This window comes from Streptomyces sp. NPDC048196 (assembly GCF_040652715.1).
Classification (GTDB): domain Bacteria; phylum Actinomycetota; class Actinomycetes; order Streptomycetales; family Streptomycetaceae; genus Streptomyces; species Streptomyces siderophoricus.
In genome coordinates, this window is record NZ_JBEZMM010000005.1 from 81161 (window position 1) to 106111 (window position 24951).

21 protein-coding genes are annotated in these 24951 nt (G+C 71.9%); 12 read left to right on the forward strand and 9 right to left on the reverse strand.

Going from position 1 to position 24951, the window contains the following annotated elements:
• Positions 1-12 precede the first annotated feature (12 nt).
• The 7 genes from AB0E02_RS08480 (at position 13) to AB0E02_RS08510 (ending at position 9196) form a co-directional block, all read left to right on the forward strand.
• The gene (locus tag AB0E02_RS08480) at positions 13-999 is read left to right on the forward strand and encodes an ATP-binding protein (protein ID WP_362137235.1); all 987 of its coding nucleotides are present in this window, start codon (positions 13-15) and stop codon (positions 997-999) included.
• Between the two features lie 299 nt (positions 1000-1298).
• A complete protein-coding gene (locus AB0E02_RS08485) occupies positions 1299-3629 on the forward strand; it encodes a SulP family inorganic anion transporter (protein ID WP_362137236.1) in 2331 nt (776 codons plus the stop codon).
• 149 nt (positions 3630-3778) lie between these two features.
• Positions 3779-5743: an acetate--CoA ligase gene (acs, locus tag AB0E02_RS08490; protein ID WP_362137237.1), complete on the forward strand. Its 1965-nt coding sequence runs from the start codon at positions 3779-3781 to the stop codon at positions 5741-5743.
• A 274-nt stretch (positions 5744-6017) separates the two neighbouring features.
• A complete protein-coding gene (gene nhaA / locus AB0E02_RS08495) occupies positions 6018-7415 on the forward strand; it encodes a Na+/H+ antiporter NhaA (protein WP_362137238.1) in 1398 nt (465 codons plus the stop codon).
• Positions 7416-7459: 44 nt separating this feature from the next.
• Positions 7460-7918, forward strand: a complete 459-nt coding sequence (locus AB0E02_RS08500) for a phage holin family protein (RefSeq protein ID WP_362137239.1) — start codon at positions 7460-7462, stop codon at positions 7916-7918.
• Entirely contained in the window at positions 7915-8853 is a 939-nt protein-coding gene (locus AB0E02_RS08505; RefSeq protein WP_030412594.1) for an alpha/beta hydrolase, read from the forward strand. Before AB0E02_RS08500 ends, AB0E02_RS08505 begins: the two co-directional genes overlap by 4 nt.
• 145 nt (positions 8854-8998) lie before the next feature.
• Positions 8999-9196 (forward strand): hypothetical protein, encoded by a 198-nt coding sequence (locus tag AB0E02_RS08510; RefSeq protein ID WP_078866024.1) that lies wholly within the window; start codon positions 8999-9001, stop codon positions 9194-9196.
• 184 nt (positions 9197-9380) lie between these two features.
• Here the strand turns inward: AB0E02_RS08510 and AB0E02_RS08515 are convergent, their stop codons facing one another.
• From AB0E02_RS08515 to nth, 3 genes are read right to left on the reverse strand one after another with little or no spacing between them, the layout of a single operon-like run.
• Positions 9381-10580, reverse strand: coding sequence for a MarP family serine protease (locus AB0E02_RS08515; protein ID WP_362137240.1), 1200 nt, complete (start codon positions 10578-10580; stop codon positions 9381-9383).
• Between the two features lie 13 nt (positions 10581-10593).
• Positions 10594-11337: a CoA pyrophosphatase gene (locus tag AB0E02_RS08520; RefSeq protein ID WP_362137241.1), complete on the reverse strand. Its 744-nt coding sequence runs from the start codon at positions 11335-11337 to the stop codon at positions 10594-10596.
• Positions 11338-11397: 60 nt separating this feature from the next.
• The gene (gene nth / locus AB0E02_RS08525) at positions 11398-12414 is read right to left on the reverse strand and encodes an endonuclease III (protein ID WP_362137242.1); all 1017 of its coding nucleotides are present in this window, start codon (positions 12412-12414) and stop codon (positions 11398-11400) included.
• Positions 12415-12847: 433 nt separating this feature from the next.
• Between nth and AB0E02_RS08530 the strand changes: the two genes are divergently transcribed.
• On the forward strand, positions 12848-13522 hold the full coding sequence (locus AB0E02_RS08530) for a Crp/Fnr family transcriptional regulator (RefSeq protein WP_006604164.1): 675 nt from the start codon (positions 12848-12850) through the stop codon (positions 13520-13522).
• 601 nt (positions 13523-14123) lie between these two features.
• Here AB0E02_RS08530 and AB0E02_RS08535 read toward each other — a convergent pair.
• The 4 genes from AB0E02_RS08535 to AB0E02_RS08550 all read right to left on the reverse strand — a co-directional run bounded on the left by AB0E02_RS08535 (position 14124) and on the right by AB0E02_RS08550 (position 16892).
• Complete coding sequence (locus tag AB0E02_RS08535; protein WP_362137243.1) at positions 14124-14960, reverse strand: MBL fold metallo-hydrolase; 837 nt, start codon at positions 14958-14960, stop codon at positions 14124-14126.
• Positions 14957-16036 carry an NUDIX hydrolase gene (locus AB0E02_RS08540; protein ID WP_362137245.1) on the reverse strand — a complete coding sequence of 360 codons (1080 nt, stop codon included), beginning with the start codon at positions 16034-16036 and terminating at the stop codon, positions 14957-14959. Before AB0E02_RS08540 ends, AB0E02_RS08535 begins: the two co-directional genes overlap by 4 nt.
• A gap of 218 nt (positions 16037-16254) precedes the next feature.
• The gene (locus AB0E02_RS08545; protein ID WP_030801424.1) at positions 16255-16725 is read right to left on the reverse strand and encodes a RidA family protein; all 471 of its coding nucleotides are present in this window, start codon (positions 16723-16725) and stop codon (positions 16255-16257) included.
• A complete protein-coding gene (locus AB0E02_RS08550; RefSeq protein ID WP_362137246.1) occupies positions 16722-16892 on the reverse strand; it encodes a DUF4177 domain-containing protein in 171 nt (56 codons plus the stop codon). Before AB0E02_RS08550 ends, AB0E02_RS08545 begins: the two co-directional genes overlap by 4 nt.
• A gap of 186 nt (positions 16893-17078) precedes the next feature.
• Here AB0E02_RS08550 and AB0E02_RS08555 point away from each other — a divergent pair, with 186 nt between their 5' ends.
• Entirely contained in the window at positions 17079-18110 is a 1032-nt protein-coding gene (locus tag AB0E02_RS08555) for an ArsA-related P-loop ATPase (RefSeq protein ID WP_261956500.1), read from the forward strand.
• Positions 18107-19447, forward strand: coding sequence for an ArsA family ATPase (locus tag AB0E02_RS08560; RefSeq protein WP_362137247.1), 1341 nt, complete (start codon positions 18107-18109; stop codon positions 19445-19447). The genes AB0E02_RS08555 and AB0E02_RS08560 overlap by 4 nt, the downstream gene beginning before the upstream one ends.
• Before the next feature lie 178 nt (positions 19448-19625).
• On the opposite strand, the gene AB0E02_RS08565 is transcribed toward AB0E02_RS08560, so the two are convergent.
• Positions 19626-19967, reverse strand: a complete 342-nt coding sequence (locus AB0E02_RS08565; RefSeq protein WP_030412585.1) for a WhiB family transcriptional regulator — start codon at positions 19965-19967, stop codon at positions 19626-19628.
• Positions 19968-20597: 630 nt separating this feature from the next.
• Here AB0E02_RS08565 and AB0E02_RS08570 point away from each other — a divergent pair.
• Positions 20598-22793, forward strand: a complete 2196-nt coding sequence (locus AB0E02_RS08570) for a transglycosylase domain-containing protein (RefSeq protein ID WP_362137248.1) — start codon at positions 20598-20600, stop codon at positions 22791-22793.
• A 382-nt stretch (positions 22794-23175) separates the two neighbouring features.
• On the opposite strand, the gene AB0E02_RS08575 is transcribed toward AB0E02_RS08570, so the two are convergent.
• Positions 23176-23640 (reverse strand): GatB/YqeY domain-containing protein, encoded by a 465-nt coding sequence (locus tag AB0E02_RS08575; protein ID WP_362137249.1) that lies wholly within the window; start codon positions 23638-23640, stop codon positions 23176-23178.
• 335 nt (positions 23641-23975) lie between these two features.
• On the opposite strand from AB0E02_RS08575, the gene AB0E02_RS08580 reads away from it, so the two are divergent.
• The gene (locus AB0E02_RS08580; RefSeq protein WP_030801414.1) at positions 23976-24902 is read left to right on the forward strand and encodes a metallophosphoesterase; all 927 of its coding nucleotides are present in this window, start codon (positions 23976-23978) and stop codon (positions 24900-24902) included.
• Positions 24903-24951: the final 49 nt, after the last annotated feature.

Consider the following 24951-nt stretch of genomic DNA (forward strand, 5'->3'; position numbering starts at 1 on the left):
CCCTTTGTGAACATGAAGATCGCTTTCGTAGGCAAGGGCGGCAGCGGCAAGACCACCCTCTCCTCCCTGTTCGTCCGCCATCTCGCCGCGGCCCGGATCCCCGTGATCGCCGTGGACGCCGACATCAACCAGCATCTGGGTGCCGCGCTCGGCCTCGACGAGGCGGAGGCCGCCGCGCTTCCCGCGATGGGCACCCATCTCCCGCTGATCAAGGACTATTTGCGCGGCAGCAACCCCCGGATCCCGTCCGCCGAAGCCATGATCAAGACGACCCCGCCCGGTGAGGGGTCGCGCCTCCTGCGGGTCTGCGAGGACAACCCCGTCTACGACGCGTGCGCGCGGACGGTGGAACTGGACGGCGCCCCGGTCCGGCTGATGGCGACCGGGCCGTTCACCGAGTCGGACCTCGGCGTGGCCTGTTACCACTCCAAGGTCGGCGCCGTCGAACTGTGCCTGAACCACCTTGTTGACGGCCGCGAGGAGTACGTCGTGGTCGACATGACGGCCGGGTCCGACTCCTTCGCCTCCGGGATGTTCACCCGCTTCGACATGACCTTCCTGGTCGCCGAGCCGACCCGTAAGGGCGTCGCGGTCTACCGCCAGTACAAGGAGTACGCCCGGGATTTCGGGGTCCCCCTCAAGGTGGTGGGCAACAAGGTCCAGGGACCGGACGACCTGGCGTTCCTGCGCGACGCGACGGGCGACGACCTGCTGGTGACGGTCGGGCAGTCGGAGTGGGTGCGCGCCATGGAGAAGGGCCGCCCGGCCCGCTTCGCCTATCTGGAGCAGGCCAACCGGCGCGCCCTGGAGACGCTGCACGACACCGCCGATGCGACCTACGGGCGTCGCGACTGGGAGCGCTACACGCGCCAGATGGTGCACTTCCACCTGAAGAACGCGGAGAGCTGGGGCAACGCGAAGACGGGCGTCGATCTCGCGGCCCAGGTCGACCCGGCGTTCGTCCTCTCCGAGGGGACGGCCACCCCGCAGCCGGCCTGACCGCCGGCCGGCGCGAGTCGTCGCACGGCTCGCGCCGGGCCCACCGGACCGGCCGCCCCGTTTACCGATCCCGGCAACGCCGGAGCCGGGATCTTCACCCGATAGAGGGGTGGATTGGGGCAAATGCCCGCAAAGTCTTCTCCGGACCTTTACACGTCATTACGCTTCGTTTACCGCCGCTTGAGAGTCACCGGACCGTCACCCACCGCGACGCCCACCGGCCGGCTCGCGACCCGCCGCAGTACACCGCCGCCCACGATCGCGCCCCGCGCGACCGCGTCGCCCCGGAGGAGACGGGAATGTCGCAGATCGAGAAGTCGCCGCCGCAGCCGCCCCGCTCCCCGCACTGGGCCGCCGTCCCTCCCGAGCCGCTCCTCCAGCCCCTCGCACCCCCGACCAAGCGGGCCGGCCGGGCCGCCTGGCTCCGGGACCTCTCCGCCTCGGCCGTCGTCTTCCTGCTCGCCGTCCCGCTGTCGCTCGGCGTCGCGCTGGCCACCGGAGCCCCGCTCCAGGCCGGACTGATCGCCGCGGTCGTCGGCGGCATCGTCGCCGGGCTGCTGGGCGGCGCGCCCCTTCAGGTGAGCGGCGCCGCCACCGGCCTCCTGGTGGTCACCACCGACCTCGTCCAGCGCTACGGCTGGCGGGCCACCTGCGCCATCACGGTCCTGGCCGGTCTGACCCAACTCGCCCTGGGCGCCCTGCGGGTGGCCCGGGCGACGCTGGCGGTCAGCCCGGCGATCGTGCACGGCATGCTGGCCGGCATCGGGGCCACCATCGCCATCGGGCAGCTCCATGTGGTGCTCGGCGGCCGGCCCGACAGTTCGGCGCTCGACAACATCGCCGCCCTCCCCGGCCAGCTGGCGCATCCGCACCCCACCGCGCTGCTGATCGGCGCCGTCACCGTGGTCGTACTCGCCGGCTGGGGGCGGCTGCCGGGCCGCGCCGGGCGGTGGGCGCGGGCGCTGCCGGCGCCGCTGGTCGCGGTGGCCGCCGCGACGGCGGCCGGCGCGGGTTCGGCGGTGCCGCGCGTGGTGCTGCCGAACTGGCAGGTGCCCACGCTCCCGGCGCTGCCGGAGGTGTCCGTTCCGGCCCTGGCCGCCGCGGTGCTGACCGTCACCTTCGTCGCCAGCATGGAGTCGCTGCTGTCCGCCGTGGCCGTGGACCGGCTCGCCGCCGAGCGGCCCGGGGCCCCCACCGGCCGCCTGGCCCTCAACCGCGAACTGGCCGCCCAGGGGGCGGCCAACGCCGTCTCCGGACTGCTGGGCGGGCTGCCCGTCTCCGGTGGTGCGATCCGCGGCTCGGCCAACGTACGGGCCGGCGCCGTCACCCGCCGCGCCACCGTGCTGCACGGCGTGTGGGTGCTGCTGTGCGCCGGCCTGGCGGCGGCCGCCCTGGAGCTCATCCCGCTGGCCGCACTGGCCGCCCTGGTGATGGTGGTCGGCGTACGGATGGTGAGCTTCGCGCACATCCGGCACGTACAGCGGCACCGCGAATTCCCGGTCTACGCCGCCACATTGGGCGGTGTGGTGCTGCTCGGCGTCCTCCAGGGCGTGCTGACCGGCATCGCCGTCGCGGCCTTCCTGGCACTGCGCCGGCTGACCCACACACGCGTCACCGTCACGAAGGAGGACGAGGGCTACCGGGTGCGCATCAGCGGCCAGTTGACGTTCCTGGCGGTGCCGCGGCTGACCCGGGCGCTGGCGCTGGTCCCGGCCCACACCGATGTCGTCATCGAACTCCGCGGCTCCTTCATGGACCACGCCGCCCACGAGGCGCTGCAGTCCTGGTCGGCGGCCCATCGGGCGCACGGCGGCTGGGTGACCCTCGGGGGCCGCTCGGCCCGGCCGCTCGCCGAGCCGGCCGGCGCGCACTCCTGCCGGCCGTGGACGCCGTGGCGCCACCACGAGTGCACCCGGACCGCCTCGGACCAGGGCGCGACCCCGGAGGGCAGCAGCCAACTGCTGGGCGGGATCAGTGCGTTCCAGCGCCACACGGCACCACTGGTGCGCGAGGAGCTGGCCCGGCTGGCGCGCGAGGGCCAGCGGCCCACCCAGCTGTTCCTGACCTGCGCCGACTCCCGGGTGGTCACGAGCATGATCACCGCCAGCGGTCCGGGCGACCTGTTCACCGTGCGCAATGTCGGCAATCTGATGCCCCCGCCCGGCTCGGAGGCCACGTGCGACTCCGTGGGCGCGGCGATCGAGTACGCGGTCGAGGTCCTGCGGGTCGGCTCGATCACGGTCTGCGGGCATTCCGGATGCGGCGCCATGGGGGCCCTGCTGAATTCCGCCGCGCCCGAGGACGGCGAGCCGACCCCCCTCTCCCGCTGGCTGCGGCACGGCCTGCCGAGCCTGGCCCGGATGCAGCGCATCGGGCGGCTGGGCCGGGGAGAAGTCGCGCTGTGCGGCCGACCCGTGAGCGATGATCAGGAACGGCTGGCACTCGTCAACGTCCGGCAGCAGCTCGACCACCTCAGGGCGCACGCCTGTGTGGCGCGCCGGGTGGCGGAGGGAGCGCTCACCCTGCACGGGATGTACTTCCATGTCGGCGAGGCCCAGGCGTACGTGCTCGACGAGGCCACCGGGCGGTTCCGCGCGGTCCGCGGCGAGGCGTCCCCGGCCCGGGCCTGACCTGCGCCGAAGGCCGCCGGTCAGCACGGAACCGACTGGCCGTCAACAGGTCTGGACCATTTTTTGTCCACAGCCCTTGTCAGGGGCCCGTGCGGGCTGATGAGCTATGGCCTGGGACACATCGGACACCCCTGTGATTGGGAGAAGTCGTGAGCAACGAAAGCCTGGCCAACCTGCTCAAAGAGGAACGGCGGTTCGCACCCCCCGCCGAGCTGGCCGCGCACGCCAACGTCACGGCTGCCGCGTACGAAGAGGGCGCGGCGGACCGGCTGCGCTTCTGGGCCGAGCAGGCCCGGCGCCTGTCCTGGGAGACCGAGCCCACCCAGACCCTCGACTGGTCCAACCCGCCCTTCGCGAAGTGGTTCGCCGACGGCAAGCTGAACGTCGCCTACAACTGCGTCGACCGCCATGTGGAGAACGGCCTGGGCGACCGGGTCGCCGTCCACTTCGAGGGCGAGCCGGGCGACAGCCGCTCCCTGACCTACGCCGAGCTGCAGCGCGAGGTCTCCAAGGCCGCCCACGCCCTGACCGAGCTGGGCGTGCGGGCCGGCGACCGGGTCGCCATCTACATGCCGATGATCCCGGAGACGGTCGTCGCCATGCTGGCCTGCGCCCGCCTGGGCGCGCCGCATTCGGTGGTCTTCGGCGGCTTCTCCGCGGACGCGCTGGCGACCCGGATCAACGACGCCGACGCCCGCGTCGTGATCACCGCCGACGGTGGCTACCGCCGCGGCAAGCCGTCCGCCCTCAAGCCGGCCGTCGACGAGGCCCTGACCAGGCCCGGCACGGAGAACGTCCGCAGTGTGCTCGTGGTGCGCCGTACGGGCCAGGAGGACATCGCCTGGCACGAGGGCCGCGACGTGTGGTGGCACGAGATCGTCGACCGGCAGAGCGAGACGCACACCCCCGAGGCGTTCGACGCCGAGCACCCGCTGTTCATCCTCTACACCTCCGGGACGACGGGTAAGCCCAAGGGCATCCTGCACACCACCGGCGGCTACCTCACCCAGGTGTCGTACACCCACCACGCCGTCTTCGACCTCAAGCCGGAATCGGACGTCTACTGGTGCACCGCCGACGTCGGCTGGGTGACGGGCCACTCGTACATCGTCTACGGCCCGCTCTCCAACGGCGCGACCGAGGTGCTCTACGAGGGCACCCCGGACACCCCGCACCAGGGCCGCTGGTGGGAGATCGTCCAGAAGTACGGCGTGACGATCCTCTACACCGCGCCGACCGCGATCCGGGCCTGCATGAAGTGGGGCGACGACATCCCGGCGAAGTTCGACCTGTCGTCGCTGCGCGTCCTGGGCTCGGTGGGCGAGCCGATCAACCCCGAGGCGTGGATGTGGTACCGCAAGCACATCGGCGCGGACTCGGCGCCGATCGTGGACACCTGGTGGCAGACCGAGACCGGCGCGGTGATGCTCAGCCCGCTGCCGGGCGTCACGGCGACCAAGCCCGGCTCCGCGCAGGTGCCGCTGCCCGGCATCTCGGCGACGGTCGTGGACGACGGCGCCAACGAGGTGCCCAACGGCGCCGGCGGCTACCTCGTCCTGACCGAGCCGTGGCCGTCGATGCTCCGCACGATCTGGGGCGACGACCAGCGCTACCTCGACACGTACTGGTCCCGCTTCGAGGGCAAGTACTTCGCCGGTGACGGCGCGAAGAAGGACGACGACGGCGACATCTGGCTGCTCGGCAGGGTCGACGACGTGATGCTCGTGTCCGGGCACAACATCTCCACCACCGAGGTCGAGTCCGCGCTGGTCTCGCACCCGAAGGTGGCCGAGGCCGCGGTCGTCGGCGCCACCGACCCGCAGACCACCCAGGCCATCTGCGCCTTCGTCATCCTGCGCGGCAGCGCGGCGGAGGACGAGGGCCTGGTCGATGAGCTGCGCGCCCATGTCGCCCAGCAGCTCGGCCCGATCGCCAAGCCCAAGCGGATCCTGCCGGTGGCGGAGCTGCCCAAGACCCGCTCCGGCAAGATCATGCGGCGGCTGCTGCGTGACGTCGCCGAGAACCGCGACCTCGGGGACGTCTCGACGCTCACCGACTCCTCGGTCATGGACCTGATCCAGGCGAAGCTGCCGAGCGCGGCCTCCGAGGACTGAACCGGGCCCCCGGCGGAGGGGGCACCGGGCCGGCGGCGGCCCGGTGCCCCCTCACGCGTACGACACGCCTCCCTGCCTCCGGTACAAGGGCCCTCCGCCCCGGCAGCCACCCGCCCGATTTGCCCGTAAAGTGAGGCCACCGAGTACTCCCTCGCGCCCGCCCGGTACAGTGGGAACCGCGTCAATGACGCGCTAAGAAACTCTGGGTGCGCCGGGAAGTCTGGTCGGCAACTGACACAGCCGTACACAGCTGCCGAAGGCCGGAGGTCACCGCGTGAGCGCGCCCACGAGCAACCGCCGATCCATATTCCTCGGGCGGATGTCCCTGCCCGAGCGGAATTTCGTCGCCGATGCGCTGCGCGCGGAGACCGTCGGCGGGATCCTCCTCCTCGCCGCCGCCGTGGCCGCGCTGATCTGGGCGAACACCCTCGGCGCAAGCTACGAGGCGGTCCGCGGATTCCACCTCGGCCCGGCCTCCCTCGGGCTCGACCTCTCCGTACAGCACTGGTCCGCCAACGGCCTGCTGGCCGTCTTCTTCTTCGTCGCCGGCATCGAGCTCAAGCGCGAACTGGTCGCCGGCGAACTGCGCGACCCCAAGGCCGCCGCGCTCCCGGTCATCGCCGCCCTCTGCGGCATGGTGATGCCCGCGCTCGTCTACGTGACCGTCAACGGTCTCGACGCCGGGTCCCTGCGGGGCTGGGCCGTCCCCACCGCCACCGACATCGCCTTCGCGCTCGCCGTCCTCGCCGTGATCGGCACCGCGCTGCCCGCCGCGCTGCGCGCCTTCCTGCTCACCCTCGCCGTCGTCGACGACCTCTTCGCGATCCTGATCATCGCGGTCTTCTTCACCTCGACGATCAATTTCCTGGCCCTCGGCCTCGCCGCCGTCGGCCTGGCGGTCTTCTACCTGCTGCTGCGCAAGGGCGTCCGCGGCTGGTACGTCTACGTGCCCCTCGGCGTGGTCATCTGGGCGCTGATGGAGAACAGCGGGGTGCACGCCACCATCGCCGGCGTCGCCATGGGCCTGATGCTGCGCTGCCACCGCCGCGACGGCGAGACCCGGTCCCCCGGCGAGCGCATCGAGCACCTGGTCCGCCCGCTGTCGGCCGGTCTGGCGGTGCCGCTGTTCGCCCTGTTCTCCGCGGGGGTGTCGCTCTCCGGCGGCGCCGTCCACGAGGTCTTCACCCGCCCGGAGACGCTCGGTGTCGTCCTCGGCCTGATAGTGGGCAAGGCGCTGGGCATCTTCGGCGGTACGTGGTTCACCGCCCGCTTCACCCGGGCCGAGCTGAATCCCGACCTCAAGTGGCCGGACGTCTTCGCACTCGCCTCCCTGGCCGGCATCGGCTTCACCGTCTCCCTGCTGATCGGTGAGCTCGCCTTCGCCGGCAATGCCGTGCTGACCGACGAGATCAAGGCGTCGGTGCTGGTCGGCTCGCTGCTCGCGGCCGTCTTCGCCGGCATCCTGCTCAAGATCCGCAACGCCAAGTACAAGAAGCTGACGGAGGACGAGGAGCGGGACGAGGACCAGGACGGCATCCCCGACGTCTACGAACTCGACAAACCGGAATACCACCTTCGGATGGCCGCTATCCACGAGGCAAAGGCCGCCGAACACCGGCGGCTTGCCGAAGTGGCCTCCGGCACGCACGCCGGAGACGATGGTCCGGCATGATCTGAGAGGCTTTGCATCCGGTTGACGAGATGAGGGAGACGGCGATGAGCGCAGCCGACACAGGCGCGGACCGCAGCCTCGGACAGCTGGTGGCCACGGCCACCGCCGAGATGTCCGCACTGGTGCACGACGAGATCGCGCTGGCCAAGGCGGAGCTGCGGCAGGACGCCAAGCGGGCCGGCATCGGCAGCGCCGCGTTCGTCGTGGCGGGTTCGCTGGCGCTGTTCGCGCTGCCGGTGCTCAGCTTCGCGGCGGCGTACGGCATCCACAACCTCGGCCTGGGGCTCGCCTGGTCCTTCCTGATCGTGGGCGGCGCCTTCCTGGTCCTCGCCGGTCTGCTGGCCCTGATCGCCATGGCCAAGATCAAGAAGATCAAGAAGCCGGAGAAGTCGATCAACTCCGCCCGGGAGACCGCGGCCGTGCTGCAGAACGCCAAGCCGCACCCCCGCGTGGAGACCAAGGACCATCCGGTCCTGGAGTCTGTGACACGCTCGTCGGTATGACAGCCCCTGACAGCACCGCCTCGGTCGTCCGCCTGGACGTCCCCGGCGACAGAGAGGTGTCGCACCGCGACGTCGCGGCGAACGGTGCGCGCTTCCACATCGCCGAGATGGGCGACGGCCCCTTGGTGCTCCTGCTGCACGGCTTCCCGCAGTTCTGGTGGACCTGGCGGCATCAGCTCCCGGCGCTCGCCGACGCGGGCTTCCGCGCGGTCGCGATGGACCTGCGCGGCGTCGGCGGCAGCGACCGCACCCCGCGCGGTTACGACCCGGCGAACCTCGCGCTGGACGTCACCGGCGTCATACGGTCCCTGGGCGAACCGGACGCCGCGCTCGTCGGGCACGACCTCGGCGGCTATCTCGCCTGGACCGCGGCGGTGATGCGGCCGAAGCTGGTACGCCGGCTCGCGGTGGCCTCGATGCCGCACCCGCGGCGCTGGCGCGCGGCGATGCTCGCCGACGTCCGGCAGAGCGCCCGGAGTTCGCACATCTGGAGCTTCCAGCGGCCCTGGCTGCCGGAGCGGCGGCTGACCGCGGACGACGCGGCGCTGGTCGGCCGGATGATCCGGGACTGGTCCGGCCCCCAACTGCCGGACGACGAGGCGGTCGAGGTCTACCGGCGGGCGATGAGCATCCCGTCGACCGCGCACTGCTCGATCGAGCCGTACCGCTGGATGGTGCGGTCGCTGGCCCGCCCCGACGGCATCCAGTTCAACCGCCGGATGAAGCTGCCGGTCCGGGTCCCCACCCTGCATCTGCACGGGTCGCTGGACCCGGTGATGCGCACCCGCAGCGCGGCCGGTTCCGGGGAGTACGTCGAAGCCCCCTACCGCTGGCGGCTGTTCGACGGGCTCGGGCACTTCCCGCACGAGGAGGACCCGGTGGCGTTCTCCACCGAGCTGATCAACTGGCTGAAGGACCCGGAACCGGACCGCTGACGGGGGCGGGCGGGTACCGCTCGGCGGAGCGCGTGCACCCGGCGCTCGAACGCGCGTATGGCGAACGGCGACTTGCCCGGCGCATAGGCCAATTGGCCGTCCCTGAGGCGGTTACGGACCTTGGGCCACGGGCAAAGTCGAGGGTATGGGCTGGACGCACGACTACCGTGACGTGGCACGCAACCGCCGCAGCAGTGCCGCTGCAGTGGGCACTCAGGACAGGGGCACTCCGGACCTCAGGTCCGGCGCGTCCCCCGATCCGGCGCATCCGATGGGCATTCCGCGCATCCTGCGCCGCCGGGCGCGCTGGATGAGCGCGCGCCTGCGCCATCCCCGCACCTGACGGCACCTGACAGCGCCTGACCACACCCCTGCGCCAGGCGGCGTCCGGACGGTGCCTTGCGGCCCGTCGCCGCGCCGGCGGCTCCCTGCGGTGCGTACGCCCCGGCCGGTGCCGTCACGCACCGCCGAGGCCCTGCGAGGGCGCCCCCGGGCCGCTCAGGCCCTCTGAGGGCGCCCTGGCCGCCTCAGATCGCGCAGCCCTGGCTGTCGACCTGCCGCTCGGCCGTACGCCCCTTGAGGGCGTCCTGGTGGACCTCGTCGGCGGTCAGTGCGTAGCCGGTGCGCGAGTCGTCCAGCGACTTCGCGAAGACGACGCCGTAGACCTCGCCGTTCGGGGTGAGCAGCGGACCGCCTGAGTTGCCCTGCCGGACCGTGGCGTAGAGCGAGTAGACGTCGCGGCCGACCGTGCCGCGGTGGTAGATGTCCGGGCCGGTCGCCTGGATGCGGCTGCGGATGCGGGCCGCGCGGACGTCGTAGCCGCCGTTCTCCGGGAAGCCGGCCACGATGGCGCTCCGGCCGCTGCTCGCGTCCGTCTTGGCGAAGTGCAGCGCCGGGGCGTCCAGGGAGGGCACGTCCAGGACGGCGATGTCGCGCCGCCAGTCGTAGAGCACGACCTTGGCGTCGTACGTCCGGCCCTCGCCGCCCACCTGGACGGTCGGCTCGTTCACCCCGCCGACCACGTGGGCGTTGGTCATCACCCGGTGCCGGCCGAACACGAAACCGCTGCCTTCGAGGACCTTGCCGCAGCTCGGGGCGGTGCCGACGACCTTGACGATGCTGCGCCTGGCCTGCGCCGCCACCGGGCTGGTGGCCAGCTGGGGGTCCGGCGCCGGCACGTTGTGGATCGGTTCGTTGGAGAACGGCGTGAAGACCTGCGGGAAGCCGTTCTGCGCGAGCACCGACGAGAAGTCCGCGAACCAGGTGCCGGCCTGCTGCGGCATCACCCGGGACACCCCGAGCAGCACCTTGGAGTTACGGACCTCCTTGCCGAGCGTGGGCAGGGACGTCCCGGCCAGCGCGGAGCCGATCAGCCAGGCCACCAGCAGCATCGCGACGACGTTGACCAGCGCACCGCCGGTCGCGTCCAGCGCTCTCGCCGGTGACCAGGTGATGTGGCGGCGGAGTTTGTTGCCCAGGTGGGTGGTGAGCGCCTGGCCCACGGACGCGCACACGATCACGATGGCGACCGCCGCGATGGCCGCGAAGGTACCGGGCGTGGCGTCGCCGGTGACCTCGTTCCAGATCAAGGGCAGCACGTAGACCGCGATCAGGCCGCCTCCGAGGAAGCCGATCACGGACAGGATGCCGACGACAAAACCTTGCCGGTAGCCGACGATCGCGAACCACACGGCCGCGACCAGCAGCAGAATGTCCAGGACGTTCACGCCGGACACCGTCTCACGAGCGCCAGTCGAGCGGGACCTGCTTGTCACGGTCCCACGGATTCTCCCACCCCGCGTAGTACAGGATGCGGTCGATCACCCCGGCCGTAAAGCCCCAGACCAGGGCGTTCTCGACGAGGAAGGCCGGGCCTACGTGGCCACTGGGGTGGCGCGTTGTCACACGATGGGCGGGGTCCGTGAGATCGGCCACGGGGACCGTGAACACCCGGGCGGTCTCCGCCTCGTCCACCGGGCCGACCGGGCTCGGCCGTCGCCACCAGCCCAGGACCGGGGTCACCACGAAGCCGCTGACGGGGATGTACAGCCGCGGCAGCACGCCGAAGACCTGCACACCGGACGGGTCCAGACCGGTCTCCTCCTGGGCCTCGCGCAGCGCCGCCCGCACCGGACCGGCGCCCTCCGGATCGCCGTCCTCCGGGTCGAGGGCGCCACCGGGGAAGGAGGGCTGGCCCGCATGGGAGCGCAGGGTGCCGGCCCGCTCCATCAGGAGCAGCTCGGGGCCGCGCGGTCCGTGGCCGAAGAGGATCAGCACCGCGGACTGCCGGCCGCCGTCCTCGGGCGGCAGGAAGCGGCTGAGCTGGTGGGGTTCGACCGTGGCGGCCGCGCGGGCCACCGGCTCCAGCCACTCGGGCAGGCCGTCGGCCGAGACCGTGACCTCGTCGCCGGTCGCCGCGCCGGGTGCCGCCGCCGGGCCGACGCCGGTCTCCTCGTCGTACTGCTGCTCCCGTGCACTCCTCATACGCGCCCCCTCAGGCCTGGCTCGGATCATCGGTCCCCCGAGGGGGCGTCATGGCTGCCGTCACGAAGCGGCGGCCGGGGGCGCCAGCGGAGGCGCCGGCTGCCCCGGGTAGTCCGGCGGCGGCTTCAGGCGCTGGCCCGGCTGGCCGCCCAGCTCGTACTTCAGCAGCTTCCTGGCCTTCTCCGGGTCCGTCTCGCCCTCGCCGTACGAGGGGCACAGCGGGGCGATGGCGCAGGCGCCGCAGGCGGGCTTGCGGGAGTGGCACACCCGGCGGCCGTGGAAGACGACGCGGTGCGAGAGCATCGTCCACTCGCTCTCGGGGAAGATCGCCGCGACGTCCGCCTCGACCTTCTCCGCGTCCTGTTCGGTGGTCCAGCCGAAGCGGCGGGCAAGACGGCCGAAGTGGGTGTCGACGGTGATCCCGGGGACGCCGAAGGCGTTGCCGAGCACCACGTTGGCGGTCTTGCGGCCGACCCCGGGGAGCGTGACCAGATCCTCCAGGCGGCCCGGCACCTCGCCGCCGAAGCGGTCGCGCAGCGCGGCGGACAGGCCGAGCAGCGCCTTGCTCTTGGCCCGGAAGAAGCCGGTCGGGCGGATCAGCTCCTCCAGCTCCTCCGGGGGCATGGCGGCCATGTCCTCGGGCGTCGGGCAGACCGCGAACAGCCGCGGCGTGGTCTGGTTGACCCTCAGGTCGGTGGTCTGGGCCGACAGGACCGTGGCGACCAGCAGCTCGAAGGGGTTGCTGAAGTCCAGCTCGGGGTGCGCGTACGGATACAGCTCGGCGAGCCCGTCGTTGATCTCGCGGGCCCGGCGCACCATGGCCGCACGCGACTCGGCCTTGCGCGCGGGGACCTTCTTGGCGGGGGCGGCCTTCTTCGCCGTGGTCTTCTTGGTCGCGGTCTTCTTGGCGGTCGCCGTCTTCGCGGGCGCGGTCTTGCCGTCCGCCTTCTTGGCCGCTGCCTTCTTGGCGGGGGCGGCCTTCTTGGCCGTCGCCTTCTTGGCCGTCGCCTTCTTGGCCGTCGCCTTCTTCGTGACGGCCTTCTTCGCGGCCACCGGCTTCTCGGGAGTTTCGTTCACGGCGGCCTTCTTCCCTGCCGAGGTGGTACGTACCGAGGTCGGGCCCGCCTCGTTCGTGTCCGGCGTCGCGGACCGCGACGCGCCAGACTTCCGGACGGTCGGGTTCCGGGTGGACCTCACCCCGGAGAGCGATTTGTTACTTTTGTCCGAATCGGAAGCCCCGCCGGACGCCTGTTCGCCCACAGCGGAATCATCTCCCGCGCTCACTCGACCGGCCCCCAGTCCTCTGCTCTCACCGGCGTATTGGACACTCGGCCAGACTAAGGCCAGCCACTGACATCCGGCTCGATCACCGTGATCCCTGACTCCAATCGGCCCCCTGCCTTATGGCTCGGGCCACCGGTCCGGCAAACTTGTGATTGATCGCACTGTTTTGCATTCCGGCATGATGGGGACCACAGTCCCCCGGAGCATGTCGACAAGGAGAGATCTCGTGGACGACGTTCTGCGGCGCGCACCGCTCTTCGCGGCGCTCGATGACGAGCAGGCGGCCGAGCTGCGCGCCTCGATGGGAGAGGTCACGCTCGCCCGCGGCGACGCCCTGTTCCACGAAGGGGACCCCGGCGACCGCCTGTACGTGGTCACCGAGGGCAAGGTGAAGCTGCACCGCACCTCCCCCGACGGCCGGGAGAACATGCTCGCCGTCCTCGGTCCCGGAGAGCTGATCGGTGAGCTCTCGCTGTTCGACCCGGGCCCGCGCACGGCTACCGCCTCGGCCCTCACCGAGGTGAAGCTCCTCGGCCTGGGCCACGGCGACCTCCAGCCCTGGCTGAATGCCCGCCCCGAGGTGGCCACGGCCCTGCTGCGTGCGGTCGCCCGCCGACTGCGCAAGACCAACGACCAGATGTCCGACCTGGTCTTCTCGGACGTGCCGGGCCGCGTGGCGCGCGCCCTGCTCGACCTGTCGCGCCGCTTCGGCGTGCAGTCCGAGGAAGGCATCCACGTCGTACACGACCTGACCCAGGAGGAGCTGGCCCAGCTGGTGGGCGCCTCCCGTGAGACGGTCAACAAGGCCCTGGCGGACTTCGCGGGCCGCGGCTGGCTGCGCCTGGAGGCGCGCGCCGTGATCCTGCTGGACGTCGAGCGGCTCGCCAAGCGCTCGCGCTGACAAACCGGCAAATACGGCGAAGGGCCCTGCTCCGGCGGGGCCCTTCGCCGTAGGGGCGGGGTCCTTCGGCGTGGCGTCCCGGACCCTTCGCCGTGGCGTCCCGGACCCTTCGCCGTAGTGGGGCGGGCTTTCGCCGTGGTGGACGTTCCGTTCGCCGTAGTGGCCGGGCTGCCGGCCGCGCGAAAGGCGGTCGTCCCCGCCGCACGCCCTCGCCGTAGTGGCGCCCTAACGCCCGAGGGGGCCTACGACGGGACCCACGACAGGACGCACCACGGAACGGGCGCCGGCCCGGCGGAGGCACCGGCAGAGGCCTGGACCGCGACGGCTGGTTCGTACGGGAGGGCTCACTGGAGCGGATGCCCCCTTACCGGCCCACCCCGCTCCTCGCCCGTGAGACCAACGGGGGCCTTTCCGCGGCCTCCGCGGTTCGGAGGTGCGGGCGGCGCGGGTCTCGGCGCGCATCTGGCCGGCGCGCGCCGGGTAGTCCGGCCTGGCCCCCTGGCTGGCCGAGGAATACCTCGCCGGCCACAGGGCGAGGCTCCCCGCCCGGAGGGCCCCGGCGCAGCAAGCGCCTTCCTTAGACGCCCGGTCCCCGAAGGGGTCACTCCTCGATCAGCCCGTGCTCCCCCAGGTACTCCAGCTGCGCCCGCACCGACAGTTCGGCGGCCGGCCACAGCGAGCGGTCGACGTCGGCGTACACACTGGCGACGACCTCGGCCGCGGTCCGGTGGCCGGCCTCGACCGCGGTCTCCACCTGGGCGAGCCGGTTCGCGCGGTGCGCCAGATAGAACTCCACCGCGCCCTGGGCATCGTTCAGCACCGGCCCGTGGCCCGGCAGGACCGTGGCCACCCCGTCGTCCACCGTGAGGGAGCGCAGTCGGCGCAGCGAGTCGAGATAGTCGCCCAGCCGCCCGTCGGGGTGCGCCACCACGGTGGTGCCGCGTCCCAGGATCGTGTCACCGGTCAGGACGGCGCGGTCGGCCGGGAGATGGAAGGAGAGCGAATCGGCGGTGTGCCCCGGGGTGGGCACCACCCGCAGTTCGAGGCCGCCCGTGGTGATGACGTCCCCCGCGGCGAGCCCTTCGCCACCGAGGCGCAGCGCCGGATCCAGCGCCCTTACGGACGACCGGGTCAGCTCGGCGAACCGGGCGGCGCCGTCGGCGTGATCCGGATGACCGTGGGTCAGCAACGTCAGCGCGATGCGCCTGCCGGCCCGTTCGGCGGTGTCGATGACGGCCTGGAGGTGGCTCTCGTCGAGCGGCCCGGGATCGATGACGACGGCCAGCTCGGAGTCCGGCTCGGCGACTATCCAGGTGTTGGTGCCGTCCAGGGTCATCGCCGACGGGTTGGGCGCCAGCACGCAGTGCGCCCGCGTAGTGGCGGGCCCGGAGATCACTCCGCCCCGGGGCTGGCCCGGGAGAGCGGCTGCTTCGGTCATGTGAGGGTCCCTCCCGAGGTGCCGGCGCCTCCGGACGTGCCGGTGGCTCCTGGGACGCCGGTGGCCCGCTGGGCCCCTGAGGGGCCGTCGGAACCGCCCCCCGCCTCTGTGGCCCCGTGCGCCGCGGAACCGTCCCCGGCGGAGGCGCCCTCGGCGGCACCGTCCCCGGCGCCGCCCCCCGGCGCGATGTGCTTGGTGAACTCGTCGTGGCCCGGCCAGCTCAGTACGATCTCGCCGCCCACCAGGCGCGCCTGCGCCAATACGGGCGTCAGGTCCTGCGCCTGGGCGGCGGCCAGCGCGTTCGCGACGGTGGCGTACGGCTCCAGCGCGCGCAGCGTGGCGATCGTCGGCGGCATCATCAGCAGCTCGCCGCGGTCGTACCCGGCGGCCGCCTCCCCCGGCCGGATCCACAACGCGAGGTCCGCCTCACCGGCCGCGACGACGTTCCCGCCGGGGCTCGCCGGCTGTCCCTGGGGAAGCGTGCGCTGGCCCTCGGGCAGTGCGGCGACGAAGAACCACGTGTCGTAGCGCCGGGGCTCGAACTCCGGGGTGATCCAGCGCGCCCAGGCGGCCAGCAGGTCGGAGCGCAGGACCAGGCCACGGCGGCTCAGGAAGTCGGCGAAGGACAGCTCGTGGGCCACCAGCGCGGCCCGGTCGGCCTCCCAGTCCTCGCCCGTGGTGTCCGCGACGACCGTGTCCGCCGAGTGCCCGGCGAGCAGCACGCCCGCCTCCTCGAACGTCTCCCGTACGGCCGCGCAGACGATGGCCTGTGCGGTGGCCGGATCGACGCCCATACGGACCGCCCACTCGGCGCGCGACGGGCCGGCCCAGGCCACCGGGCGTTCGTCACGGGGATCGACCGCACCACCCGGATAGGCGTACGCGCCCCCGGCGAAGGCCATGGAGGTGCGTCTGCGCAGCATGTGGACGGTGGGGCCGCCGGTCCCGGAGTCGCGCAGCAGCAGGACGGTCGCGGCCCGGCGGGGCTCGGCAGGGGTGAGCTCGCCGTTCGCGAGCGCCCGGATGCGGCCCGGCCACTCCGGTGGGTACCACTGGCCATTCGTCGTGGACGACATGGCCGGATGCTATGCGCTCACGCGCGGATGTTCGAGGGGTCCTTTTCCGCCGGGCCGCGGCCGGCGGCCGCTCCGGCCGGCCGGCGGGAGCGCGCTCCTACGAGGCGCGCGCATCCCGCGGCAGCCGGAAAGCCGCCACCGGCCCGTACGGATCGCCTGGCCCCTACGGACCGCACGGCTCGCACGAGGCCCGTCCCGGCGGCCGGAACCGGCTAGGCCTACGCCTCGTCGGCGACCTCGACCTGGATCTCGACCTCGACCGGCGCGTCGAGCGGCAGCACGGCCACACCCACGGCGGAGCGGGCGTGCACGCCCTTGTCGCCGAGGATCTCGCCGAGCAGCTCACTGGCGCCGTTGAGGACGCCCGGCTGGCCGGTGAAGTCCGGCGCGGAGGCCACGAAACCGACGACCTTCACCACGCGCCGGATCTTGTCCAGGTCGCCGATGACGGACTTCACGGCGGCCAGCGCGTTGAGCGCACAGGTCGCGGCGAGCTCCTGGGCCCGCTCCGGGCTGACCTCGGCGCCCACCTTGCCGGTCACCGGCAGCGCGCCGCCCACCATGGGCAGCTGGCCGGAGCTGAAGACGTACGAGCCGGAGCGCACCGCGGGCTGGTAGACGGCCAGCGGCGGCACGACGTCCGGCAGCTTCAGGCCGAGCGCCGCGATCTTGTCCTCCGCCGCGCTCACGCCGTGTACTCCGTCTTCTGCCGCTTCATGTAGGCCACCAGCTGCTCGGGGTTGTTCGGGCCCGGCACGACCTGGACCAGCTCCCAGCCGTCCTCGCCCCAGGTGTCCAGAATCTGCTTCGTCGCGTGCACCAGCAGCGGCACGGTCGAGTATTCCCACTTGGTCATGGGCCGAGCGTAATGCCTGTCCAGTGCGGCGGCGGACGCCGTCCACCGCGGGCCGCCCGGTCCGCGCCGGCCGGTCCCCTAAGGGACAACCCTGACCCGCCTCCGGGTCCGGCACGGGCGGATCTCCGGGTCTTCCCAGGCGTATCCCGTGCGTAGCCGCGACGCGGACTGGTTAGGCTCCTTTGCGTGAGCAGGCTCCATGTCGTCAGCGGCAAGGGCGGCACCGGCAAGACCACGGTCGCCGCTGCCCTCGCCCTCGCCCTGGCCACCGAGGGGCGCCGTACCCTCCTGGTCGAGGTCGAGGGCCGGCAGGGCATTGCCCAGCTGTTCGAGACCGAGGCGCTTCCCTACGAGGAGCGCAAGATCGCGGTGGGCCCCGCATCAGAGGGTGCATCGCGCAGCGATTCCGTTCGGGGTGGTGGCGGGAGACGGGCGGGCGAGGTCCACGCCCTGGCCATCGATGCCGAACGCGCCCTTCTGGACTACCTCCAGATGTTCTACAAGCTCGGCAGTGCCGGCCGGGCCCTGAAGAAGCTCGGCGCGATCGACTTCGCCACGACCATCGCCCCCGGCCTGCGGGACGTCCTGCTGACCGGCAAGGCGTGCGAGGCGGTCCGCCGCAAGGACAAGCAGGGCAGATTCGTCTACGACGCGGTGGTGATGGACGCCCCGCCGACCGGCCGCATCACCCGCTTCCTGAACGTCAACGACGAGGTGGCCGGTCTCGCGAAGATCGGCCCGATCCACAATCAGGCGCAGGCCGTGATGCGGGTCCTGAAGTCACCGGAGACCGCGGTCCATCTGGTGACGCTGCTGGAGGAGATGCCCGTCCAGGAGACCGCGGACGGCGTCGCGGAGCTGCGCGCCGCCGGCCTCCCCGTCGGCGGCATCGTCATCAACATGACCCGTCCCGCGCTGCTGGACAACGGCGATCTCGACCTCCTCGCGGCCCGCGGGGCGCGGGCCGGCGTCGCCAAGGCGCTCTCGCAGGCCGGGCTGGGCGGGGCCCGCCGAGGCGGGCTGGCCGACCGGCTCATCGACCCCCTGCTGGAGCAGGCCCGCGAGCACGCCGAGCGGGTCGAGCTGGAGCGCGCCGAGTACGCCGAGCTGACCGCGATCGGCCTGCCCACCTACGAGTTGGAGCTGCTGCCCGAGGGAGTCGACCTCGCCGGGCTGTACCAACTGGCCAGAGACCTGCGGAAACAGGGGCCCATATGACCTCGGACGACACGACGCTGGACGACTCGGCCCCACGGCTGGAGGTCGATGCCCTGCTCGACGACCCGCGCACCCGCATCGTCGTGTGCTGCGGTTCCGGCGGCGTCGGCAAGACCACCACCGCCGCCGCACTGGGCGTGCGCGCCGCCGAGCGCGGCCGCAAGGTCGTGGTGCTGACCATCGACCCGGCCCGGCGGCTGGCGCAGTCGATGGGCATCTCCGAGCTCGACAACGTCCCCCGCCAGGTCAAGGGCGTGGACGAGACCGCCGGCGGCGAACTGCACGCGATGATGCTGGACATGAAGCGCACCTTCGACGAGATCGTCGAGGGCCATGCGGACGCCGACCGGGCCCGCGCGATCCTGGAGAACCCCTTCTACCAGTCCCTGTCGGCCGGTTTCGCGGGCACGCAGGAGTACATGGCCATGGAGAAGCTGGGCCAGCTCCGCGCGAGCAACGAGTGGGACCTGATCGTCGTCGACACGCCGCCGAGCCGCTCCGCGCTGGACTTCCTGGACGCGCCCAAACGCCTCGGCTCCTTCCTGGACGGCAAGTTCATCCGGGTCCTGATGGCGCCCGCGAAGGTCGGCGGCCGGGCCGGCATGAAGTTCCTGAATGTCGGCATGTCGATGATGACCGGCACGCTCAGCAAGCTCATGGGTGGTCAACTCCTGCGTGACGTCCAGACGTTCGTGGCGGCCATGGACACCATGTTCGGCGGTTTCCGCACCCGCGCCGACGCCACGTACCGCCTGCTGCAGGCCCCCGGCACGGCGTTCCTCGTGGTCGCCGCGCCGGAACGGGACGCGCTGCGCGAGGCGGCGTATTTCGTCGAGCGGCTGGCCGCCGAGCAGATGCCGCTGGCCGGCCTGGTCCTCAACCGCGTGCACGGCAGTGGCGCCGCCCAACTCAGCGCCGAGCGGGCCCTGGCCGCCGCGGAGACCCTGGGCGAGGGCTTCGCGGAGGACGACGACGCCGAGGGCGTCCACACCGAAAATAATCTTGAACCAACCGGCATTGTGGATCTCGACGGCGGGAAGGATGCCTCCGGTACCGCCGGCGGCCTCTCCCCCGCTGCCGCCGCGGACCCGGCAGCACCCACCTCGGCCTCGGCGGCTCAACTGGCCGCCGGGCTCCTCCGCCTGCACGCGGAACGTATGCAGGTCCTCGCGCGCGAACGACGCACCCGGGACCGCTTCACCGCGCTGCATCCCGAGGTCCCGGTGACGGAGGTCGCCGCGCTGCCCGGCGACGTCCACGACCTCGCGGGCCTGCGCGCCATCGGCGACCGCCTGGCGCTGACCGGCACCACGACGGACCACGACACCGACGACTGAACCGACGGCTCACATCGCCGCCCGAACCGCCGACCACATCGGACGCTGAAGCGCTGCCCGAACCGTCGCCCGAGCCACCGTCGACGGGCACACCGGGCGCGCCCGGCACCGCACTTCACCGGTGTTCTGTTCCGCCGGTCGGCCCTGTTCCGCCGGCCGGTGCATCCCGGCCGTCCGGCTATCCGACCGCGGCGTACTCGTCGAAGGTCTCGTCCTCACAGTCCATCGGCAGAATGCCGGTGCTGCGCTCGTATTCCGTGCGCGCCGTCTCCAAGAGGCGACGCCATGACGTCACCGTCGGGCGGCGACGCAGCAGCGCCCTCCGCTCCCGCTCGGTCATTCCACCCCACACGCCGAATTCCACCCGATTGTCCAGGGCGTCGGCCAGGCATTCCGTACGCACCGGACATCCGGTGCACACCGCCTTGGCGCGATTCTGCGCCGCACCCTGAACGAACAGTTCGTCCGGATCGGTAGTGCGGCAGGCTGCCTGTGCACTCCAGTCGGTTACCCAGCTCATGCTGGCGCCGTCCTCTCCCGAATCGAGGCTCCCCCACGGCGGCAAACGGCATATTCACCGTTGCCAGTTGAGGACGTTACGGAAGGCGGACAGGGCGCAACACCCCCTTCGGGCCCAATCTTGAATGGCCCGAACGGACTATGCGTACGCGGCAGATCACCCAACGGAGTGACCGTGCGGCATACGTCACATTGCGCACAAGGCGGGACAGTTCGCCGCCCTGACACGGGGTTTCTGTCGGCACACGCGGACACCTGGGGGCTCGGTCCGCGAGAGGTGGGGGTTGACGAACTGAGGCGTAACCATTCGGCTGTGGCAGCTGAGTACAGGCTAAGCGAACAGGTGCGCCCCTGTCCGGCGAATGGGAACCTCGGCGCCTCACGTGCGCCGCGACTGCGGCCGTACGGCCATCGACGGATCACATCCGGCCGAGCACGGAGATCAGATCCGGCCGGATACGAAGACCGCCGCGCGGCTGCCCCGGCGGCCGGCTCGGCCGGGGACGGAGAACACGTGCGGCTCGCCGCCGAGGTCACGACCGCATCGCCCCGAAGTCACCATCCGGTGCCCGAACGGCCCCGGGCCCCCCGCTCCGTCCGCACGTATGTGGCAACGGATTAGGCTGCCCCCATGGCTAAGAAGCGCGATGGCGGGGGTCTGTCCACGACGCAGCGGACCGCCAGGTTCCTCGGTGTCAGCGTCCTGGCCGGAGCGGTGCTCGCCGGTATCGCGCTGCCGGCGGCCGGGGCGCTGGGCCTCGCCGCCAAGGGTTCGGTCGAGGGCTTCGACGAGATCCCGGCGAACCTCAAAACGCCACCGCTCAGCCAGCGGACCACCATCCAGGACTCGGACGGCAACGAGATCGCCAAGGTCTACTCCCGTGACCGCACGGTCGTGAGCCTGAAGAACATGTCGCCGTACATCCAGCAGGCGATCGTCGCCATCGAGGACGCGCGGTTCTACCAGCACGGTGCCATCGACGTGAAGGGCATCCTGCGGGCGCTGAACAAGAACGCCCAGTCCGGCGGCGTCTCCCAGGGCGCGTCGACGCTGACCCAGCAGTACGTGAAGAACGTCTTCGTCGAGGAGGCCGGCGACGACCCGGACAAGGTCGCGCAGGCCACCCAGCAGACGATCGGCCGCAAGGTCAAGGAGCTCAAGTACGCGATCCAGGTCGAGAAGGAGCTCGGCAAGCGCAAGATCCTGCAGAACTACCTCAACATCACCTTCTTCGGCGAGCAGGCGTACGGCGTCGAGGCGGCCGCCCAGCGGTACTTCAGCAAGCACGCGAAGGACCTGAACCTGGAGGAGTCGGCGCTGCTGGCCGGCATCGTCCAGTCGCCCAGCCGCTACGACCCGGTCAACGACCCGCAGGAGGCCACCCGGCGGCGCAACACCGTGCTGCAGCGGATGGCCGACCTGAAGAACATCACCCAGGAGCAGGCCGACGCGGCCGCCAAGAAGCCGATCAAGCTGGCGATCAGCCGGCCCAAGAACGGCTGCATCACCGCCACCGACGGCGCCGGCTTCTTTTGCGACTACATCCGCAAGGTCTTTCTCAGCGACAGAACTTTCGGCAAGACCCGCAAGGCCCGTCTGAAGCGCTGGGACCAGGGCGGCCTGACCATCCGCACCACCCTCGACCGGCAGACCCAGAAGTCGATCCAGGACTCCATCGGCAAGCACGTCTACGAGGACGACCCGGTCGCCACCGCCGCGACCATCGTGGAGCCGGGCACCGGCAAGATCCTCGGCATGGGCCAGTCGCGGCCGTACGGCTTCCGCGGGAACCAGACCATGCTCAACCTCTCGGTCGACCACGACATGGGCGGCGGCGCCGGCTACCAGCCCGGATCGACCTTCAAGCCGGTGATCGCGGCGGCCGCCCTGGAACAGGGCACCAGCCCCGAGCAGGAGTACCCCTCGCCGTACCGGATGCCGTACCCGAGCCCGGTGCAGACCTGTGACGGCGAGTGGCACGGGAACGGCGAGACGACGCAGAACGAGAACCGGAAGGAGGTCGGTCCGTACGCCATGAAGGAGGCGACCGCGAAGTCGGTCAACACCTACTTCGTGCAGCTGATCAGCGACATCGGCATCTGCCCCGCGGTCAAGATGGCGCAGAAGATGGGCATCGAGCGGGCCGACGGCAAGCCTTTGCAGCAAGTTCCGGCGATGACGCTCGGGGTGCAGGAGATGTCCCCGCTGACCATGGCGGCCGGTTACGCCGCCTTCGCCAACGGCGGTGAGTACTGCTCGCCGGTCGCCATCGAGTCGATCACCGACGCCCGCGGCCGGGCCCTGAAGGTCCCGCAGACCAGCTGCCGTACGGCGATGTCCAAGAAGACCGCGGACACGATCAACACCCTCCTCAAGGGCGTCGTCGAGGACGGCACCGGCAAGGAGGCCGGTCTCAAGGGCCGCGACAGCGCCGGCAAGACCGGCACCACCGACAGCCGCTACGCCGCCTGGTTCGTCGGCTACACCCCGAACGCGGCCGGCGCCGTCTGGGTGGGCGACCCCCAGCACCAGCGCAAGATGTACAACATCACCATCGGCGGCGTGGCCCACGACAAGGTCTACGGCGCCGACACCCCCGGCCCCATCTGGCGCGACGCGATGACCGGCGCCCTGGCCGGCCGGCCCGCGCCCGCCCTGCCCACCGTCCCGATCGACGACCCCGACAAGGGCAAGGCCTCGGGCGACGACAAGGGCAGCGGCAAGCACAAGCCGGGCCGCGGCCACGGCGGCGACAACAAGCCCGGCGGCGGCTGGCACCTGCCCGGCTGGCCCGACATCCTGGGTGGCGGCAACGGCGGGTGGTAGCGGCCCGGTTGGCGCCCGCCTCCTGGGACCGAGAGACAAGCGAGGGGCCGCCCCAGCCGGTGCTGGGGCGGCCCCTCGTCCGTCACCTCGTCGTCCGTCACCTCGTCGTCCGTCTCGCCCTTCACCGCGGGCGTCCGGGGCTTCCGCCCGCACGGCGCGGGTGAGGGCTTCCGTCCGTACGCCGCGGGTGAGGGAACTCCGCCCGTTCGCCTACGGGTGAGGGCCTCTGGCCGGGCTGCTCAGCCGGCCAGGACTTCCGTCCGTACGCCTGACGGGTTACGCCTGACAGGTGAGGGCCTCAGTCCGGACGCCTCGGATGGGCGCCTCAGTCCGGACGCTTGCGGGTGCGGTGCGGTGCGGTGCGGAACTGCGTCCGGAACGCTCAGCCGGCCAGCAGCTTCTTCACCATTCCGGCCACCCGGCCGCCCTCGGCGCGCCCGGCCACCTTCGGGTTGACGATCTTCATGACCGCGCCCATCGCCTTCGGCCCCTCGGCGCCGCTGCCCTTGGCCTCCGCCACCGCCGCCGCGACCAGCGACTCCAGCTCCTCGTCGGTCAGCTGCTTGGGGAGGTAGTCGGCGAGCAGCTCGCCCTCGGCGCGCTCCCGCGCGGCCGACTCGCTCCGGCCGCCCTGGTCGAACGCCTCCGCGGCCTCCCGGCGCTTCTTCGCCTCCCGCGCGATGATCTTCTCGACCTCGCCGTCGGACAGCTCGCGCGCCTCCGTGCCCGCGACCTCCTCCTTCTGGATCGCGGTCAGCGTGAGACGGAGGGTGGAGGAACGCAGCTCATCGCGCGTCTTGATTGCTTCGGTGAGGTCGTGCTGCAGCTTGGACTTGAGCGTGGTCATGCCGTCGAGTATGCCTCCACCCACCGACAACCGCCGCGCCTTTTCCCGGCCCCCGCCGCGAGCCCACGACCCACCGGGTCCCGCCGAGCCGCCGGACCCACCCCCACCCGTATGGGCCTCCGCCCCTATGCCCTCCATCCGTACGGGCCCCCACCCGTACGCGCCCCCACCCGTACGCGAACGGCACCCGTACGCGAACGACACCCGCCCGGCCCCGTACGCGAACGGCACCCGCACATGTAGGCGCCCCTGCCCCATACGCGCCCGCACCCGTACGGGCCCGGCCCGCCCCTCCCGGTGTACCGACTCCTCGCCACTCTGCGACGATGGGACCCATGCGCGCGCGATACGGAGTACCCCTGACCCTGACCGCAGTCGGCGCGGCCGGCCTCGCCTACGCCGCCGGCTACGAAGTCCGCTCCTTCCGCCTGAGGCGGGTCACGGTTCCCGTACTGCCGCGCGGTATGCGCCCGTTGCGCGTCCTGCAGGTGTCGGACATCCACATGGTCAGCGGCCAGCGCAAGAAGCAGCGCTGGCTGCAGTCGCTGGCCGGGCTGCGCCCCGACTTCGTCATCAACACGGGTGACAACCTCTCCGACCCCGAGGGCGTCCCGGAGACCCTGGACGCGCTCGGCCCGCTGATGGAGTTCCCCGGTGCCTACGTCTTCGGCTCGAACGACTACTACGGCCCCAAGCTCCGCAACCCGGCCCGCTACCTGATCGAGCGGGTCCAGGGCCGCCACGGCCTCAACGGCAACGCTCCCGTCGTGGGCGCCGTCCACAACCCGTGGGAAGAACTGCGCGACGCCTTCGACGCGGCCGGCTGGGTGGGCCTGTCCAACACCCGCGGCCGCCTCAAGCTGGAGGGCGTCGAGATCGCCCTCACCGGACTGGACGACCCACACATCAAGCGCGACCGGTACGCCGAGGTGGCCGGCGGCCCCGAAGCCGGCGCCGACCTCTCCCTCGCCGTCGTCCACGCCCCGTACCTGCGCTCCCTGGACGCCTTCGCCGCCGACGGCTACCCGCTGATCCTGGCCGGCCACACCCATGGCGGCCAGCTCTGCATCCCCTTCTACGGGGCGCTCGTCACCAACTGCGACATCGACACCGACCGGGTCAAGGGCCTGTCCACCCACACCGCCGCCGGCCGCACCTCCTACCTCCACGTCTCCGCCGGCTGCGGCACCAACCGCTACACCCCGGTCCGCTTCGCCTGCCCCCCGGAAGCGACCCTCCTCACCCTCACCGCCCGCGACTGAGACGCACGCCTGATCCGGGGCGGGCCCCCCGCGCCTACTCCGGGCGTGC

What these genes read in the sequence shown, in the direction of transcription:
- AB0E02_RS08480 (WP_362137235.1), top strand. Translation starts at nt 13, where the DNA reads ATGAAGATCGCTTTCGTAGGCAAGGGCGGCAGCGGCAAGACCACCCTC.
- AB0E02_RS08520 (WP_362137241.1), bottom strand. Translation starts at nt 11,337, where the DNA reads ATGAGGAGTGCACGGGAGCAGCAGTACGACGAGGAGACCGGCGTCGGC.
- AB0E02_RS08505 (WP_030412594.1), top strand. Translation starts at nt 7,915, where the DNA reads ATGACAGCCCCTGACAGCACCGCCTCGGTCGTCCGCCTGGACGTCCCC.
- AB0E02_RS08570 (WP_362137248.1), top strand. Translation starts at nt 20,598, where the DNA reads ATGGCTAAGAAGCGCGATGGCGGGGGTCTGTCCACGACGCAGCGGACC.
- AB0E02_RS08560 (WP_362137247.1), top strand. Translation starts at nt 18,107, where the DNA reads ATGACCTCGGACGACACGACGCTGGACGACTCGGCCCCACGGCTGGAG.
- AB0E02_RS08485 (WP_362137236.1), top strand. Translation starts at nt 1,299, where the DNA reads ATGTCGCAGATCGAGAAGTCGCCGCCGCAGCCGCCCCGCTCCCCGCAC.
- AB0E02_RS08540 (WP_362137245.1), bottom strand. Translation starts at nt 16,036, where the DNA reads ATGTCGTCCACGACGAATGGCCAGTGGTACCCACCGGAGTGGCCGGGC.
- AB0E02_RS08510 (WP_078866024.1), top strand. Translation starts at nt 8,999, where the DNA reads ATGGGCTGGACGCACGACTACCGTGACGTGGCACGCAACCGCCGCAGC.
- AB0E02_RS08500 (WP_362137239.1), top strand. Translation starts at nt 7,460, where the DNA reads ATGAGCGCAGCCGACACAGGCGCGGACCGCAGCCTCGGACAGCTGGTG.
- AB0E02_RS08550 (WP_362137246.1), bottom strand. Translation starts at nt 16,892, where the DNA reads ATGACCAAGTGGGAATACTCGACCGTGCCGCTGCTGGTGCACGCGACG.
- AB0E02_RS08580 (WP_030801414.1), top strand. Translation starts at nt 23,976, where the DNA reads ATGCGCGCGCGATACGGAGTACCCCTGACCCTGACCGCAGTCGGCGCG.
- AB0E02_RS08575 (WP_362137249.1), bottom strand. Translation starts at nt 23,640, where the DNA reads ATGACCACGCTCAAGTCCAAGCTGCAGCACGACCTCACCGAAGCAATC.
- AB0E02_RS08565 (WP_030412585.1), bottom strand. Translation starts at nt 19,967, where the DNA reads ATGAGCTGGGTAACCGACTGGAGTGCACAGGCAGCCTGCCGCACTACC.
- AB0E02_RS08535 (WP_362137243.1), bottom strand. Translation starts at nt 14,960, where the DNA reads ATGACCGAAGCAGCCGCTCTCCCGGGCCAGCCCCGGGGCGGAGTGATC.